Source organism: Desulfobulbus propionicus DSM 2032, from assembly GCF_000186885.1.
In the GTDB taxonomy this organism is placed as follows: domain Bacteria; phylum Desulfobacterota; class Desulfobulbia; order Desulfobulbales; family Desulfobulbaceae; genus Desulfobulbus; species Desulfobulbus propionicus.
The window spans coordinates 888,345-904,160 of sequence record NC_014972.1; the positions used below are offsets into that span (position 1 = coordinate 888,345).

At 48.8% G+C, this 15,816-nt stretch carries 23 protein-coding genes; all 23 read left to right on the top strand.

Annotated elements, in window-relative coordinates; genetic code table 11:
- Positions 1 to 18: 18 nt before the first annotated feature.
- The 23 genes from rplR to tsaB all read left to right on the top strand — a co-directional run bounded on the left by rplR (position 19) and on the right by tsaB (position 15,812).
- Positions 19 to 384 carry a 50S ribosomal protein L18 gene (rplR, locus tag DESPR_RS03975; RefSeq protein ID WP_043769652.1) on the top strand — a complete coding sequence of 122 codons (366 nt, stop codon included), beginning with the start codon at positions 19 to 21 and terminating at the stop codon, positions 382 to 384.
- 48 nt (positions 385 to 432) lie between these two features.
- Entirely contained in the window at positions 433 to 945 is a 513-nt protein-coding gene (rpsE, locus tag DESPR_RS03980) for a 30S ribosomal protein S5 (protein WP_015723522.1), read from the top strand.
- A gap of 28 nt (positions 946 to 973) precedes the next feature.
- On the top strand, positions 974 to 1,153 hold the full coding sequence (gene rpmD, locus DESPR_RS03985; RefSeq protein WP_015723523.1) for a 50S ribosomal protein L30: 180 nt from the start codon (positions 974 to 976) through the stop codon (positions 1,151 to 1,153).
- Positions 1,154 to 1,159: 6 nt separating this feature from the next.
- Positions 1,160 to 1,594: a 50S ribosomal protein L15 gene (rplO, locus tag DESPR_RS03990; RefSeq protein WP_043770602.1), complete on the top strand. Its 435-nt coding sequence runs from the start codon at positions 1,160 to 1,162 to the stop codon at positions 1,592 to 1,594.
- A 3-nt stretch (positions 1,595 to 1,597) separates the two neighbouring features.
- Positions 1,598 to 2,902, top strand: a complete 1,305-nt coding sequence (secY, locus tag DESPR_RS03995; RefSeq protein WP_015723525.1) for a preprotein translocase subunit SecY — start codon at positions 1,598 to 1,600, stop codon at positions 2,900 to 2,902.
- A gap of 7 nt (positions 2,903 to 2,909) precedes the next feature.
- Positions 2,910 to 3,701 carry a type I methionyl aminopeptidase gene (gene map, locus DESPR_RS17740; protein WP_015723526.1) on the top strand — a complete coding sequence of 264 codons (792 nt, stop codon included), beginning with the start codon at positions 2,910 to 2,912 and terminating at the stop codon, positions 3,699 to 3,701.
- Between the two features lie 110 nt (positions 3,702 to 3,811).
- The gene (gene infA, locus DESPR_RS04000; protein ID WP_015723527.1) at positions 3,812 to 4,048 is read left to right on the top strand and encodes a translation initiation factor IF-1; all 237 of its coding nucleotides are present in this window, start codon (positions 3,812 to 3,814) and stop codon (positions 4,046 to 4,048) included.
- 21 nt (positions 4,049 to 4,069) lie between these two features.
- The gene (gene rpmJ / locus DESPR_RS17745; protein WP_081457946.1) at positions 4,070 to 4,183 is read left to right on the top strand and encodes a 50S ribosomal protein L36; all 114 of its coding nucleotides are present in this window, start codon (positions 4,070 to 4,072) and stop codon (positions 4,181 to 4,183) included.
- A gap of 45 nt (positions 4,184 to 4,228) precedes the next feature.
- On the top strand, positions 4,229 to 4,597 hold the full coding sequence (gene rpsM, locus DESPR_RS04005) for a 30S ribosomal protein S13 (RefSeq protein WP_015723528.1): 369 nt from the start codon (positions 4,229 to 4,231) through the stop codon (positions 4,595 to 4,597).
- Between the two features lie 49 nt (positions 4,598 to 4,646).
- The gene (gene rpsK, locus DESPR_RS04010; protein WP_015723529.1) at positions 4,647 to 5,045 is read left to right on the top strand and encodes a 30S ribosomal protein S11; all 399 of its coding nucleotides are present in this window, start codon (positions 4,647 to 4,649) and stop codon (positions 5,043 to 5,045) included.
- Positions 5,046 to 5,105: 60 nt separating this feature from the next.
- Positions 5,106 to 5,735, top strand: coding sequence for a 30S ribosomal protein S4 (gene rpsD / locus DESPR_RS04015; protein WP_015723530.1), 630 nt, complete (start codon positions 5,106 to 5,108; stop codon positions 5,733 to 5,735).
- A 21-nt stretch (positions 5,736 to 5,756) separates the two neighbouring features.
- Complete coding sequence (locus DESPR_RS04020; protein ID WP_015723531.1) at positions 5,757 to 6,797, top strand: DNA-directed RNA polymerase subunit alpha; 1,041 nt, start codon at positions 5,757 to 5,759, stop codon at positions 6,795 to 6,797.
- Between the two features lie 51 nt (positions 6,798 to 6,848).
- The gene (gene rplQ / locus DESPR_RS04025) at positions 6,849 to 7,244 is read left to right on the top strand and encodes a 50S ribosomal protein L17 (RefSeq protein WP_015723532.1); all 396 of its coding nucleotides are present in this window, start codon (positions 6,849 to 6,851) and stop codon (positions 7,242 to 7,244) included.
- A 77-nt stretch (positions 7,245 to 7,321) separates the two neighbouring features.
- Complete coding sequence (locus DESPR_RS04030; protein WP_015723533.1) at positions 7,322 to 8,086, top strand: YkgJ family cysteine cluster protein; 765 nt, start codon at positions 7,322 to 7,324, stop codon at positions 8,084 to 8,086.
- A 210-nt stretch (positions 8,087 to 8,296) separates the two neighbouring features.
- Complete coding sequence (gene rpsB / locus DESPR_RS04035; RefSeq protein WP_015723534.1) at positions 8,297 to 9,073, top strand: 30S ribosomal protein S2; 777 nt, start codon at positions 8,297 to 8,299, stop codon at positions 9,071 to 9,073.
- 146 nt (positions 9,074 to 9,219) lie between these two features.
- Positions 9,220 to 9,810 (top strand): translation elongation factor Ts, encoded by a 591-nt coding sequence (gene tsf, locus DESPR_RS04040; RefSeq protein ID WP_015723535.1) that lies wholly within the window; start codon positions 9,220 to 9,222, stop codon positions 9,808 to 9,810.
- An 83-nt stretch (positions 9,811 to 9,893) separates the two neighbouring features.
- Entirely contained in the window at positions 9,894 to 10,601 is a 708-nt protein-coding gene (gene pyrH, locus DESPR_RS04045; RefSeq protein WP_015723536.1) for a UMP kinase, read from the top strand.
- An 89-nt stretch (positions 10,602 to 10,690) separates the two neighbouring features.
- Positions 10,691 to 11,248: a ribosome recycling factor gene (gene frr / locus DESPR_RS04050; protein WP_015723537.1), complete on the top strand. Its 558-nt coding sequence runs from the start codon at positions 10,691 to 10,693 to the stop codon at positions 11,246 to 11,248.
- A 17-nt stretch (positions 11,249 to 11,265) separates the two neighbouring features.
- Positions 11,266 to 12,015 carry an undecaprenyl pyrophosphate synthase gene (uppS, locus tag DESPR_RS04055; protein WP_015723538.1) on the top strand — a complete coding sequence of 250 codons (750 nt, stop codon included), beginning with the start codon at positions 11,266 to 11,268 and terminating at the stop codon, positions 12,013 to 12,015.
- Positions 12,016 to 12,021: 6 nt separating this feature from the next.
- Positions 12,022 to 12,816, top strand: coding sequence for a phosphatidate cytidylyltransferase (locus DESPR_RS04060; protein ID WP_015723539.1), 795 nt, complete (start codon positions 12,022 to 12,024; stop codon positions 12,814 to 12,816).
- Positions 12,816 to 13,970 carry a 1-deoxy-D-xylulose-5-phosphate reductoisomerase gene (locus tag DESPR_RS04065; protein WP_015723540.1) on the top strand — a complete coding sequence of 385 codons (1,155 nt, stop codon included), beginning with the start codon at positions 12,816 to 12,818 and terminating at the stop codon, positions 13,968 to 13,970. Before DESPR_RS04060 ends, DESPR_RS04065 begins: the two co-directional genes overlap by 1 nt.
- 67 nt (positions 13,971 to 14,037) lie before the next feature.
- The gene (rseP, locus tag DESPR_RS04070; RefSeq protein WP_015723541.1) at positions 14,038 to 15,123 is read left to right on the top strand and encodes an RIP metalloprotease RseP; all 1,086 of its coding nucleotides are present in this window, start codon (positions 14,038 to 14,040) and stop codon (positions 15,121 to 15,123) included.
- Positions 15,108 to 15,812 carry a tRNA (adenosine(37)-N6)-threonylcarbamoyltransferase complex dimerization subunit type 1 TsaB gene (gene tsaB / locus DESPR_RS04075; RefSeq protein WP_015723542.1) on the top strand — a complete coding sequence of 235 codons (705 nt, stop codon included), beginning with the start codon at positions 15,108 to 15,110 and terminating at the stop codon, positions 15,810 to 15,812. Before rseP ends, tsaB begins: the two co-directional genes overlap by 16 nt.
- Positions 15,813 to 15,816: the final 4 nt, after the last annotated feature.

Here is a 15,816-nt window from a genome sequence, read left to right on the forward strand (position 1 = left end):
CAAATAATATAGTGAACTATGGCGAAGACAAATCCTAAAGTCACCGCAAGAAGAAAACGAGTTCAACGTATCCGGGTCAAAATTTTCGGTACAAACGAGCGACCTAGAATGAGCGTATATCGAAGTAATAAACATATATATGCTCAGATTATTGATGATGTCCACCACAAAACTTTAGTCGCGATGTCCAGTGATTCAAAGATTTTTGATGATGCAGAATCGATCAATAAATGTGAAAAAGCAAAAAAGGTAGGCCTTCTTATTGCGGAAAAGGCAAAAGCTATCGGAATTGACAAGATAGTTTTCGATCGGGGCGGATATCTCTATCATGGCAGGATCAAGGCCTTGTCTGATGGCGCTCGCGAAGGTGGATTAGAGTTTTAATTAACATACAGATTATTCATAATTTCTTTATTGCGACGGGGGTGTTTCTTGGCTGAATTTAAGAAATCAAAAGACGGGATCCAGGAAGAGCTCATCGAAAAAATTGTTTTCATTAATCGAGTAGCAAAAGTAGTTAAGGGTGGTAGGCGGTTTAGCTTTAGTGCCATTGTCGTTGTTGGAGATGGGCACGGCAAAGTTGGATATGGTTTAGGAAAAGCAAACCAAGTCCCTGAGGCAATCCGCAAAGGTATTGAGCAAGCTCGTAAGGATATGCAACATGTTTCCTTGACATCCGTTTCGATCCCACACGATGTCGTTGGTCAGTTCAAATCAGGAAGTGTCATGTTGAAGCCAGCCTCTGATGGAACAGGTGTTATAGCCGGTGGTGCTGTCCGCGCGGTTCTTGAGGCCGCAGGGGTTCAAAATATTCTGACGAAGTGTTTGGGATCAAACAATCCTCACAATCTTGTCAAGGCCACTATGAATGGTCTCCGGCGTTTGCGCACAGCTGAGCAGATTGCTAAGCTCCGCAATAAGACTATAGAAGAGATTGCAGCATAAAGCTTCTGGTGGAAAAGGGCTCACAAAAATGGACAAAATAGTTACATTCACTCAAATAAAAAGTTACATAGGAAGTCCAAAAGCCGTCCGTGCTACTTTGATCGGATTAGGCTTGACCAAAATGTACAAAACAGTGACCCGTAAGGATACACCTGAATTACGCGGCATGTTGAACAAGGTCCAGCACCTGGTTAAATTGGAGGACTAGAACGTGATTAAGTTAAACACACTCGCTCCAAGTGAAGGCGCGAGAAAAGCGAAGAAACGTGTCGGACGTGGCCCTGGAAGTGGTCATGGCAAAACCGGAGCTCGTGGGCATAAAGGTGCTCGTGCACGGTCCGGATACAGTGCCAGCCCAGGCTTCGAGGGGGGGCAAATGCCTTTGCATCGTCGGCTTCCAAAGCGAGGATTTAATAACATATTCAAAAAGACATATACCATATTGTCGCTGGATGAACTGAACAGGTTTGATGCTGGAACCGTTATTGATTTAAATTGTCTGATCGATGCTGGTTTAGTTGAGCCTGGTCAATCGGTTAAAATTTTAGCCAATGGCGAAATCACGAGAGCATTAAATGTCAAAATTGCTCAGATTAGCAGTAGTGCTAAAGAGAAAATCATTGCTGCTGGTGGAACCATTGAGGAGTAATGCATGAGCGGTCTCATCAGTGCTGCTAGTATTCCTGATTTACGCAAGAGAGTGGTTTTCACTCTCTTGATGCTTTTGGTCTACAGAATGGGAGTGCAAATTCCCACACCTGGCATAAACGGAGAAGCCCTTACCGCTTTTTTTGAAAAAAATGCAAGTACCCTTTTTGGCATGTTTAATATGTTCTCAGGCGGTGCCTTAGAGAACTTTTCCATATTTGCCCTTGGAATTATGCCGTATATTTCGGCGTCCATTATAATACAATTACTCACCGTCGTTGTTCCGCAACTTGAAACGCTTTCCAAAGAAGGTGAATCCGGTAGAAGAAAAATCACACAATATACAAGATATGGTACAGTCGTGCTTTCTATAATCCAAGGCTTTTTTATTGCCACTGGCTTAGAAGGAATGACAAGTCCCAACGGCGTTCCCATTGTAATAGATCCAAGTTTACACTTCAAATTAATGACAGTACTCACGCTTACCTCTGGCACTGCTTTTATCATGTGGCTCGGGGAACAGATGACTGAGCGTGGAATCGGCAACGGCATTTCGCTTATTATTTTCTCAGGAATAGTAGCGCGAATGCCATCTGCAGTCGCAAATACAATCGAGCTTATAAAAACAGGGGAGCTGTCTCTCATTTTTGTTCCCCTGATATTGGCATTAATGTTTTTAATTGTTGCATTTATTATTTTTGTTGAAACCTCCCAGCGCAGGATCCCCATCCAATATGCAAAAAGGGTTGTAGGCAGACGGGTTTATGGGGGGCAGGCCTCCCATTTACCTCTTAAAATCAATGTATCTGGTGTTATTCCCCCTATTTTTGCCTCGTCTATCATGATGTTTCCGGCGACCATTGGTTCCTTTGTTCATATAGACTGGGTGCAACGGATATCGGCTGCCTTTTCACCTGGAACAGTGTATTACTATCTTCTCTATGTGGGAATGATTGTATTTTTTTGTTTTTTTTATGCAGCAGTATCTTTTAAAGCAGATGATGTGGCTGAGAATTTAAAGAAAAATGGTGGGTTTATACCAGGCATTCGGCCTGGAAAACGAACCTCTGAATTTTTAGATAGCACATTAATTAGACTTACAGTTGTAGGAGCCATCTATTTAAGTGCCGTATGTGTTATGCCCACTCTTCTTATTGCCGAGTTAAAGGTTCCTTTTTACTTTGGCGGGACAGCTCTTTTAATTGTAGTTGGTGTAGCAATCGATACAATTTCGCAAATAGAATCTCACCTTATTATGCGAAATTATGATGGTTTTATGAAAAATAATCGGATACGGGGACGGAATTAGGAGTATTGTGACAAAAAGTTATACCGAAAATGCGATTATCATTAAAAATTCTGATGAAATAGCAATTATGCATAAAGCAAACCAGATAGTTGCTGGCGTGCTTTCCTTACTGGAATCTAATATCACCGAAGGTATAACAACTTTTGAGCTTGATAAATTGGCTGAAGAATATTGCTATGATCACCATGCAAAACCTGCTTTTAAAGGTTACAAAGGTTTTCCCGCAAGTCTCTGTGCATCAGTCAATGAAGAGGTAGTACACGGAATACCATCAAAGAAAAAACTTCTTCGATCAGGGGATATTGTATCTTTAGATTTTGGTGTGTTATATCAAGGATTTTATGGTGACTCAGCAATAACTGTAACTGTGGGTAACGTCTCACCAACAGTTGAACGTCTTCTTGAAGTAACTAGAAACGCTCTTTTAAGAGGTATTGAGCAGGCTCGAGTTGGTAATAGAGTTTCGGATATTTCACGTGCAGTTCAGAATTATGCTGAGTCATACGGGTTTTCTGTAGTACGTCAATTTGTTGGTCATGGCATTGGGGCGAATTTGCATGAGCCTCCTGAAATTCCCAACTATGTTCAAAGACAAGCTTCGCCTCGGCTTGTCGAAGGTATGGTGTTGGCAATTGAGCCTATGATCAACATGGGCGGAGAAAAGGTAAAAGTTCTTAATGATCAATGGACAGTTGTAACTGCTGACAGGAAGCCCTCAGCCCACTTCGAACATTCCGTCGCGGTACTTTCATCAGGACCTCTGGTTCTCAGCGAACGGTTACCCCATATAGCCTATTAATCCCCATGAGTTTGATATTATCGCTATATAGGGCAAAATTTCTTGAAAAATTTATTTTTATTCGATATAAGTTTAAATTTTAGCTCTATCATTTAGGGGTGGATTTCTTTATGGCGAAAGAAGAAGCCATTGAAGTAGAAGGTACCATTATCGAACCATTACCGAATGCTATGTTTCAGGTAGAACTTGATAATGGTCACAAAGTGCTTGCGCATATTTCCGGGAAAATGCGTATGCACTACATTAAGATTCTTCCTGGTGATCGCGTAACCGTTGAGCTATCCCCTTATGATTTAACAAGGGGGCGGGTTACCTTTCGCGCCAAGGGCGGGAAAGGGAAAAAATAATTAAATTGTCGTAGGTGCACCATGAAAGTACGTTCATCTGTTAAAAAAATATGCAGTGAATGCAAGATTTTAAAGCGAAAAGGTGTTGTTCGGGTTGCTTGTGCAAATAAGAAACACAAGCAGCGTCAAGGATAATGTCACTTTAAAAATTTAGCAGGATTCTGACCAAGGAGTACAGATTTGGCACGAATAGCTGGTGTGGATTTGCCACGCAACAAACATATGGACCGCGCTTTAACCTACATTTACGGAATCGGGTTAACTTCTGCTCGTCAAATTCTTGATAAGGCGGATTTGCCTTACCAGATGAATAGCGATGATTTGAGTGCTGATGATGTAAACCGTATTCGAACCATAATTGAAAATAGTTATGTGGTCGAGGGGGATCGTCGGCGCGAGGTGTCTATGGATATCAAGCGTCTGATGGATCTTGGTTGCTACCGTGGGCGCCGGCATCGGAGAAGTCTGCCTGTTCGAGGGCAAAGGACAAAAACGAATGCGCGTACGCGTAAAGGGCCTCGACGGGGTGCTGCGGTACGGAAAAAATAATTCTACTCTTCTGGAATCACTTTAGAAAGAGGAGTAATTAGGAGTCATTATGGCAAAAGCGGGCAAGGTTGCGGCGAAGGTAAAGAAAAAAGATAAAAAAAATGTCACAGAGGGTATTATTTTTATTTATTCAACCTTTAACAACACAGTGGTGACGATTTCCGATCGTCAGGGCAATGCACTGTCTTGGTCGAGTGCTGGAGTGCTTGGTTTTAAGGGGTCGAGGAAATCCACACCCTTTGCGGCCCAGAATGCATTGAATGATGCGGTGTTGAAAGCCAAAGAGCATGGCTTGCGTAAAGTGGAGGTCAGGGTCAAAGGCCCCGGTCCGGGTCGAGAGGCAGCATTACGAGCGCTGACAACGGTTGATCTTGATGTGAGCCGTATTGTTGATGTCACCCCTCTTCCTCATAACGGCTGCAAGCCGCCCAAGCGACGCAGGGTTTAACCTGATCTCTAATTTAAACTAAATGTCATGACTTTATCGGTCATTCATTGGAGGTAAAAGTTGGCTAGATATACTGGTGCATCCTGCAGATTGTGCAGACGCGAAAACCTTAAAATGTTCCTCAAGGGAGATCGTTGTTATTCCGACAAATGCGCTTTCGAGCGCAGGTCCTTTGCTCCTGGTCAACACGGACAAAATCGTTTCCGTAAAGTTTCGGATTACGCTGTTCAGTTGCGTGAAAAGCAAAAGGTTAAGCAGATGTACGGCATGCTTGAAGCCCAATTTCGGCGCTATTTTGAGCGCGCTGAGCGGGCAAAGGGCGTTACTGGTGAAACGTTGCTTATTATGTTGGAAAGACGTTTGGATAATGTCCTTTATCGTAGCGGATTCGCCAGTTCACGAGATCAGGCTCGCCAGATGGTTCGCCATAACCTTTTCACCCTCAATGGAAAAAAAGTCAATATTCCTTCGCATCAAGTTAATGCTGGTGACATCATAGCGTTAAAAGAAAAATACCAGAAAAGTGAACAGGTCATTGACAACCTCGAAGGGGCTGTTCGCCGAGGTCTGCCAAGTTGGCTTGAGCTTGACCAAGCTAAGTTTCATTGTGCCGTCAAAGCGTTGCCTAACCGTGAAGAAATAACGATGCCCATACAGGAACAACTTATTGTTGAGTTGTATTCCAAATAAATTTTTATCGTTAGGTATTGCATGGCACAAGAAATTTTGGACGATAATCCTTTTTACAAGAATTGGCATAGCCTTATTAGTCCGGAAAAGTTAGAGGTTGATGAGGGGACACTCACCAGCCGATATGGAAAATTCGTTTGCCAACCTCTTGAGCGCGGTTTTGCCACTACTATCGGCAATTCGCTGCGCCGCATCATGCTTTCGTCCATCCGAGGGGCAGCGATCACTTCCGTCCGAATTGGGAATGCGTTGCACGAGTTCACCACTATCGACGGTGTGCATGAAGATGTTGCTGAAATCATATTGAATCTTAAACAGGTTCGATTGAAACTACATGGGCCAGAATCTCGGACCGTTGTCCTTGAAAAGAATGGTCCGGGTAGAGTGTTGGCTGGCGATATCAATGGCGGAGCTTATGTCGAAGTTATGAATCCTGAACTTGTTATTTGTACAGTGACAAGTGAGACCAATTTTCGTGCTGAGCTCGAAGTGCACTGGGGTAAGGGGTATGTACCGGCAGAGCAAAATAAAAAAGAAGGGCAATCTATAGGAGTTATTCCTATTGACGCTGCGTTCTCACCCATCATTCGGGTTCAATATGTTGTTAGCCAAGCCCGTGTAGGTCAGCAGACTGATTATGACCGCTTGACAATGGAAATCGAAACCGATGGAAGTGTTGAGCCGCAAAGTGCACTTGCCTATGCTGCCAAAATCTTGAAAGAGCAAATGACAATTTTTATCAATTTTAACGAAGAAATTGCCAAAGCACCTGATAGTTTGGATAGCGACGAAGACGGCAAAGCCTATCCACCGTTTCTTGATAAAAATGTTGAAGATCTCGAACTGTCAGTTCGTTCTGCTAACTGTCTCAAAAATGCTCAAATTCAATATATCGGTCAGTTAGTCAACAAGACAGACGCTGAAATGTTGAAGACCAAAAATTTTGGGCGTAAATCTCTCAACGAAATAAAGGCGTTGCTTGCTGAGCATAATTTGACTCTCGGTATGAAATACGAGGGGTGGGTGGCTCCAGAAAAGCGCGAAGAAAAACTTGAGGAATGATTCTTCACCGCGAACCAATATTTTATATTGTAACGAAGAAAGGGTAATAGCATGAGACATAGAAAAGCAGGACGAAAATTAGGCCGCACGGCATCGCATCGTGATGCTATGTTGCGCAATATGGTCACATCGCTCCTTGAACAGGAACGAATCGTAACAACAGTGACCAAAGCCAAAGAAGCACGACGAGTAACCGAACAGATGATTACACTGGGCAAGCGTGGGGACTTGCACGCACGTCGCCAGGCTTTAGCTTTTATTCGTTCAAAAAGTATTGTTGCGAAATTATTTGATCAGCTGAGCAATCAATATGCTGAGCGTCAAGGTGGGTATACTCGAATTATTCGAACAGGGACACGGCTCGGTGACGCTGCGCCAATGGCCATTCTGGAACTTGTCGACTATCAAGATCTGGCGAACAACGCAACCGCCGAGCAAGAGCAATAGTAATTTTGTTTTTGATGTTAAGTAAAGAGCTGGTGTGAGTAATCATACCAGCTCTTTTTTTTCATTTGTACTGAGTAATGGATATTGAAAATCATCTTCTGCCCGGGCGAACAACCATAGAAAACGGTAGATTTCAATTTCACTGTCATTCACGGGTGAGTTGTTATCTTCATTGTTGCCATAACGTTGATATGTTGCTTTTCCCGTATGATATTATTTTATTAAAAGAATATCTGGCTATCAACTCTACCGAATTTATTGAACGTTTTACTTCTATTACTGCAGGAAGCCATCCTTTTTTTCCTAGTCTCAAGCTAAAAATGCGCGAAAATGTTGAACGGTCTTGCCCTTTCTTAGGAGAACAGGGATGTTCCGTTTATGTCAACCGCCCTTCTGCCTGCCGCACATATCCTCTTGAGCGTGGTGTCGAAAATCCAGGAAAAGGAAAGTCTCTTAAGGCTCATTATTTTTTGACGCATCACCCGTATTGCAAGGGGCACCTCGAGTCACGAAGTTACACAATTTCACAGTGGGAACGCGATCAAAATTTGTATGACTGCAACATGTATAACGATTTATGGGCCGAGCTCGATGCCTTTTTTGCCACCAATCCTTGGGCCGGCGAAGGAAAGGCGGGTCCGTATCAGCGGCTAGCCTTTATGGTGTGTTATGATATTGACAGATTTCGTTCGTACGTCGAAACTCACCAATTATTGAATGGTTTTCATTTGCGTAAAGATGAGGTTAAGCGAATTAATAAAAATGATGGTGCCCTGCTCCAGTTTGGCTTTCGCTGGCTTGAATTTATCTTGGGAGGGCGGAAGTTACTGGTCAAAAAATAGCGTGTTCATTGTGGTGAGCCTTTACCCTTGAGAAGAGGGTAGACTTGAAAATCTTATTGAGTAATGCTAAAATAAAAAATTTTATTTACGGAGCCATGCAGCTACGCGTGGCCCCAATTACGCACATCCCGTCTCAACCATTGGTGTTTCATATCGCGTATGAAATCGGTTCGAGGGATGGAGGACATAACCAAAAAGAGGAGAATGTACATGGCAGCAGTTACTATGCGGCAAATGCTTGAAGCCGGTCTTCATTTCGGCCATCAGACAAGACGGTGGAATCCCAAGATGAAGCCTTATATCTACGGTCCCCGGAACGGCATTTATATTGTTAATCTCGACATCACCATGAAGCTTTTCAAGAAGGCATATGGTGCCATGGTCGAGGCGGTGACCAATGGAGGGTCTGTGCTTTTTGTATGCACCAAGCGTCAAGGGCAAGCAATTATCAAAGAAGAGGCTGAGCGATGTGGCATGTACTATATCAATCATCGCTGGCTTGGCGGTATGTTGACCAACTTTCAAACCATTAAGCACTCGGTTGATCGGTTGAAAAAGATTGAATCGATGCAAGCCGATGGAACCATCAACCGCTTTCCCAAGAAAGAGGTTCTGCAGATGGAAAAGGAACGGGTCAAGCTTGATCGCAATATCGGTGGGATAAAAAATATGCGAACCTTGCCCGATGTTTTATTTGTCATCGATCCCAAGAAGGAAGATATCGCCGTTGGTGAGGCCGTTAAACTTGGTATACCTGTGATTGCGTTGACTGATACCAACTGCGATCCAGACGGTATTAATTATGTCATTCCCGGTAATGACGATGCTATCCGGGCAATTAAATTGATTTCTTCCATGATGGCTGAAGCTATCATGGAAGGGAAATCGCGGCGCGGTGAAGAAGCTGAAGCCAACCTCAATGAGCTCGAAGCTTCCATGAGTGCGGGAGTGGAAGAAGAACTCGCCGAAAAAATGGAAGAAGAATAAGTTTCGGGTCTGCGGATAATTCAGCGGCCTTCCTGACCTAGACCGACATGGCAGTCCAAGGCTGTTGTGTCGGTCTTTCCGTGTATTGCCTCATATTAGTTGATTTGCAGGGTTGCGACCCTGCGATACGATAAGGAGTGTGTAACGTGACTATTACAAGCCAGATGGTAAAAGAACTTCGTGATAAAACCAACGCCGGTATGATGGACTGCAAGAAAGCTCTGACGGAAACCGGCGGAGATATGGAAAAAGCAGTCGATTTGTTGCGGCAGAAAGGCTTGGCCGTGGCGGCCAAACGCGCTGGTCGTGAAACCAAGGAAGGGGTTGTTGAGTGCTATATCCATGCTGGCGGCAAACTCGGTGTTATGGTTGAAGTTGGCTGTGAAACCGATTTTGTCGCAAAGACCGATGATTTCAAAGCGTTCGCCAAGAACATAGCCATGCATATTGCGGCGGCCAATCCCGTGTCGGTCACCCGTGAAGATGTCCCACCGGAAATTTTGCAGCGTGAAAAGGATATCTATGTCAACCAAGCCCTGGAATCCGGCAAGCCGCAACAGATTGTTGAAAAGATGGTTGGTGGCAAGATTGAGAAATATTTGGCCGAGGTTTGTCTCATGGAGCAGAAATATGTTAAAAATCCCGATCTCAGCGTTCAGGATCTGCTGAACGAACTGGTTGCTAAAATGGGTGAAAATATCTCTATCAAGAAATTTGCCCGATTCCAGATTGGTTGATAGCTTCCTCCGGTCTCTAGGGTTGATTCAATGGGATATCTCGATATCCCCATGATTGGGGATAAGTCGTGGAGGACGGCGGAATGAAGTTCAAGCGCGTATTGTTGAAGATCAGCGGTGAAGCCTTAATGGGAGATAAACCTTATGGCATCAGCACCGAGGTCATTAAATTCGTGTCGCAGGAAATCCAGGCATTGCACAATCTCAAAATTGAACTCGCCCTAGTGATCGGTGCCGGCAATATTTTTCGGGGGGTGGCTGGCGCGGCCAGTGGTATGGATCGAAGTTCCGCGGACAACATGGGCATGTTGGGCACGGTGATGAATTCCTTGGCTGTTCAGGATGGCTTGGAAAATCTCGACATCCCAACGAAGGTCATGTCGGCCATCACCATGCTGAATGTTTGCGAGACGTATGAACGGTTGAAGGCCCTTGACTATCTCGAAAACAAGCAAGTGGTGATTTTTGCCGCTGGTACCGGCAACCCCTATTTCACCACCGATACCGCTGCGGTGCTCCGGGCTCTTGAGATCAAGGCGGATGTAATCATGAAGGCGACCCGGGTCGATGGGGTGTACGATCGCGATCCGGAAAAAGATCCCAACGCGGTGCGGTACCATACCCTTACGTTTTCAACGGTTTTACGCGACGACCTGCGGATCATGGACGCTGCGGGAATTTCCCTTGCCCGAGACAATAACCTGCCCATTTTTGTCTTTGACATGACCAAACCAGGAAACATTGTCAAAGCGGTGATGGGCGAAGATGTTGGGACGCTGATTACCAATTAGCGCCGGCCTCTGATGGGTATTTCTTTCCGGAAAGAGATTGTTTTAACTTTTCATGTCAACAGCAACCGCATGATGCTGACGAGGAAGATATGTCGACAAAGATTATTGATCAGTTGAGAGAAAAGATGACCGCAAGCAGCGAGGCCCTGAAACGCGATCTGGTGAAGATCAGGACGGGAAGGGCAAGCCTTTCATTGCTCGATGGAATCAAAGTCAATGCCTACGGCTCGCAAATGTCCCTCGATCAGGTTGGTACCTTGACCATTCCCGAGAACAATATGATCGCGATCAAACCCTGGGATCCGCAGGTCTTGCCCGCCATTGAAAAGGCGATTCTCGCCTCGGGGTTGGGGTTGACCCCGGCAAGTGACGGCAATGTGGTCCGTTTGACCATCCCACCTCTTACCGGGGAGCGACGCAAGGAACTGGTTAAGCAGGTCAAGAAGATAGGGGAGGAGTATAAGGTCGCCATTCGCAATATTCGTCGAGATGCCATTGAAACCTTGAAAAAGATGAAAAAGGACAAGGAACTCTCAGAAGATGAGTTGTTCCGTCTGCAGGAAGAGGCGCAGAAGGTAACGGATGGCTATATCGGACAGATTGACGAAATCACCGGCGGCAAAGAAAAGGAAGTGATGGCGGTCTGATCTCGTCTGCTTTCGCCATGTCATCCGTGGTCACTCAAGAACAGCTCTCCCTCATCCCTCGCCATGTGGCCATTATAATGGATGGCAATGGCCGCTGGGCGGAGGAGCGACACCGGCCGCGACTGTACGGCCATAAGGCAGGGGTAGAATCGGTACGTGCTGTCGTTGAGACTGCGCGCTCCATCGGATTGGAAGTCCTCACCCTCTATGCCTTTTCGACGGAGAATTGGAACCGTCCGTCGACCGAGGTCAATGGCCTGATGGGGTTGCTCAAGAGCTATCTCCAAGCGGAGTTGCGAACTATGCTCAGCAACGATATCCGCCTCCATTGCCTGGGACAGCAGGATCGCCTGCCAAGCGACGTACGTGCCATCCTCCAGCAAACCATCGATGAAACACGGTGCTGTCAGGGCATGATCCTGAACCTGGCCCTGAGTTATGGCGGCCGCAGCGAAATTGTCGGGGCGGCGAGGGAGCTAGCCCGACAATGCCAGCAAGGGCGATTGGATTGGCAGGACATCTCCGAGAGTACTCTCGGCGAGTATCTGTTCACCGCTGGTCAATCCGATCCCGATTTGCTGATTCGTACCGGGGGTGAACATCGCCTGTCCAATTTCCTTCTTTGGCAGGCCTCCTACGCGGAACTGTATTTTACCGAGGTCAAGTGGCCTGATTTCAGGAAGGAACAATTCTTGGAAGCCATCCAAACATTTCAGCACCGACAGCGACGTTTTGGCAAAACCGGTGCACAACTGCAGGCAGAGTAGGCCGCGATGAATCGTGTGATCCCAGGGGTGCTCATGGCCGTCGGCTGGGTGCTTCTGCTTTTTTGGGGCTCGGCTGCATTGTTTTGGGGGGTAGGGGTCTGCGGAGCCGGTATCGCCCTCCACGAGTATTTTCGCATGACCTGTCCCACCTTGACAGGTCCCCGTCTTGCGACAACGCTGTTGCTTTCCCTGTTGCCGGTTCTTGCCGCGCTGTCCGGTTCGGGCGAGGCTGTCTTGGCCGCTCTGGTGGCCAGCCTCATGGCGATCGTCGCGATGGCTCTTCACGGATATACCGTTATTCCGGATGTGTTTCGTTACCTCTGTGTCAGCGGTTTTGCCAGTCTTTATATCGCGGTCTGTCTGGCCCATGTGGTGCTCATTCGCTTTCTGCCCCAGGGGCCCTTCTGGTTGATCTTGCTGATCGCCATTGTCGCCGGTTCTGATACCGGTGCCTATTACGCCGGCAAGACATTTGGCAAACGCAAACTTTTCCCGCAAATTAGCCCGAAGAAGACCATAGCCGGTGGCGTGGGCGGTCTTGTTTTCGGTATTGCCGCCGCCGAGGGCATCAACCTGCTGTTTCCCGAGAAAACCGACCCCCTCCTGCTTCTCCCAGTGGCCGCCCTGCTCATCGTGGTGGGCATTGTCGGTGATCTGACCGAATCGATGATTAAACGCTCGGTGGGCGTCAAGGATTCGGGCACCATTCTTCTTGGTCACGGCGGATTGCTCGATCGCATTGACAGCTTGTTGCTTACCGGGCCCGTGCTTTACTACTTGCTCCGCTTGGGCGTGCTTTGATGAAGGCGTTATCCTTGCTGGGATCGACCGGGTCCATCGGCACCAATGTGCTGGCGGTGGTGCGACAGTTTCCCGAACAGTTCCGGATTGTAGGCCTTGCGGCCGGCCGCAATGTCGCCCTGTTGGCCGAGCAGGTGCTGGAGTTTCAGCCGGAATGCATTTCGGTGGCTGAGCCAGCGTTAGTCTCCCCTCTTGCACAACGGCTGCCCCCGTCCTATCATTCCCGTATCGTTTGCGGGACCGAGGGCAACTGCGCGGTGGCCTCGCTAGCCTCTGCTCACATGGTGGTTTCTGCCGTGGTTGGTGCGATTGGCCTGCTGCCAGCCTTGACCGCCATTCGGGCTGGCAAGGATGTGGGCCTGGCCAACAAGGAAACCTTGGTCATGGCTGGTCGACTGGTGATGCGGTCTGCACAGCAGCATAAGGTTCAGTTGCTGCCCATTGATTCCGAACACAGCGCCATCTTTCAAGCCTTGGAGGCTGGACGCAAACAGGACGTGGCCCGGATTATTCTCACCGCCTCCGGTGGTCCGTTTCGGACCTGGAGCAAGGACGATCTGGCAACCGCTGCCCCCGCGCAGGCTCTTGCCCACCCCAATTGGAGTATGGGGCGCAAGATCTCCATCGATTCCGCAACGTTGATGAACAAGGGGCTTGAAGTAATCGAGGCCCGCTGGCTTTTTGACGTCGAACCTGAGCAAATCGAGGTAGTGGTGCATCCGCAATCGATTGTTCATTCACTGGTGGAATATCAGGACGGTTCGGTGGTTGCCCAGTTAGGGATCCCGGATATGCGGATCCCCATCGCCTATGCGCTGTCCTATCCCAAGCGGCTTGAATTGGGCCTTTCACGGCTTGATCTGGCGCAGTGCGGTGGGCTTGCCTTTGAACAACCCGATCATGAACGATTTCCGGCCCTGCGCATGGCCTATGACGCCTTGGCAATGGGCGGCGTTAAACCGGCTGTTCTTAATGCCGCCAACGAGGTTGCCGTCGAGGCCTTCCTCAACGGCCGGATTGGTTTCACCCGCATCGCCGAAGTGGTTGACAGGGCTTTGCAGGAGACCGCCCAAGGGGATGAACTGGACCTGGACGCCATTCTCGCGGCTGACCAGGCAGCCCGTGCCATGGTCACCCGTGCGCTCCAGGCCTGAACTCATCCGCGATTGTCGACCGCAACCCTCTCGTTTTTTCTGTTAGTGACTATTCCGTAGGTTGTTCATGAATTCCGTTCTGTCATTCATTCTCGTTCTTGGCGTACTCATTTTTGTGCACGAACTCGGCCATTTCTTGCTGGCAAAGGCCTTTGGCGTCAGGGTCCTTAAATTTTCCCTCGGCTTTGGCAACAAACTGGTCGGAAAGAAATGGGGGGAGACCGAGTACCTGATCAGCGCCTTTCCCCTTGGCGGGTACGTGAAAATGTACGGAGAGCAGCAGGAGGAAGAAGTTCTTCCCGAAGACCGACATCGTTCTTTTTCCCATAAACCGGTGTGGCAGCGTTTTGGCATTGTTTTTGGCGGACCGCTGTTCAATCTCCTGTTTGCCGTGGGATTGTTTTTTCTGCTGTTTGTCGTCGCGGGCATGCCTGAACCGGTGGATTCCACCAAGATCGGTGAAGTCAACCCCGAATCGGCCGCCGCGCAGGCAGGGCTGAAGGCCGGCGATGCGGTGTTGTCCATCAACGGTAAGCCGACGACCTCCTGGGAGCATGTCTCAGAGGCTATCAGGGACAGCCAGGGCAACGAGGTGACCCTGGTGGTGCTCCGTGAGGGACAGGAATTGACCATAGGCGCCAAACCCACCATCCGCGAGGTGAAGAACCTGTTCGGCGAGACCACAGGCGAGCGGTACATGCTTGGAATCGTTCGCAGCGAGGAAATCCGTTACGTGGATGCGTCGATCGCAGAGTCGGCCAAAGCCGCTGTGGTGCAAACCTGGAATCTCGGCTATCTGACAGTGATGGGCATTGTCAAGATGATCCAGCGGGTGATCCCGGCCAGTGAATTGGGGGGGCCGATCCGCATCGCCGAACTGGCCGGCCAGCAGTTGGAGGCCGGATGGATGAACCTGTTGTATTTCATGGGCCTGCTGAGCGTCAACTTGGGTATTCTCAACCTGCTGCCCATTCCGGTACTCGATGGCGGCCATCTGGTGTTTCTTTCCCTGGAAGCGGTTCGCCGCCGGCCCTTGAGCGAGCGAACCATGGAAATCAGCCAGCGGGTCGGCATCGCCATCCTCGGGACGCTGATGATTTTTGTCTTCTACAATGATATTCTCCGGCTGGTCAAACGATGGCTGATGTCCTGATCCTGGCGATCGAGACCGCAACCGGATGCGGCGGAGTCGCCTTGACCAAGGGAGACAGGGCAAACGGCAAGGTCTTGGCCGAATACACCCTCCAACCCGAGCAGACCCACTCCCGCCGCCTGCTGGGGTCCGTGGCGACGATGATGGCGGCGGTTGGCGTCGGGTGGGCCGAGCTTGACGCCGTGGCCGTCAGTTTGGGCCCGGGATCCTTTACCGGTCTTCGGATCGGCTTGGCGGCAGCCAAGGGGATCGCCATGGCTGCCCGGCGGCCTCTACTCGGCGTGCCGACCCTCGATGGACTGGCCGCGCAGGTGGCAGCCAGCGAATTGCCGCTCTGCTGTCTCCTGGATGCGCGAAAGCAGCAGGTGTATGCCGCCTTTTACCGTGTCGACGGACAGTCGCAATACCTGCGGACCAGCGAATTTCTCGTCCTGTCGGCCGAGCAATTGGTCGCCTCCATCCAAGAGCCGACCCTGGTGGTTGGCCCGGGGGTCAGAGCCTGCCAGCCGCAGCTTGCCAGCCATCCCCAGGCACGGCTGGTCGCCACCGCCATGTTGCATCCACGGGCCGCCGTCGTCGGCCTGTGCGCGGCCTCCATGTTGATCCAAGGGCAGGCGGACGTGGACGCGGACAACCTCGTGCCCCTCTATGTACGCGCCTCCGAGGCCGAATTGAGCCTACGGCATTAAAATC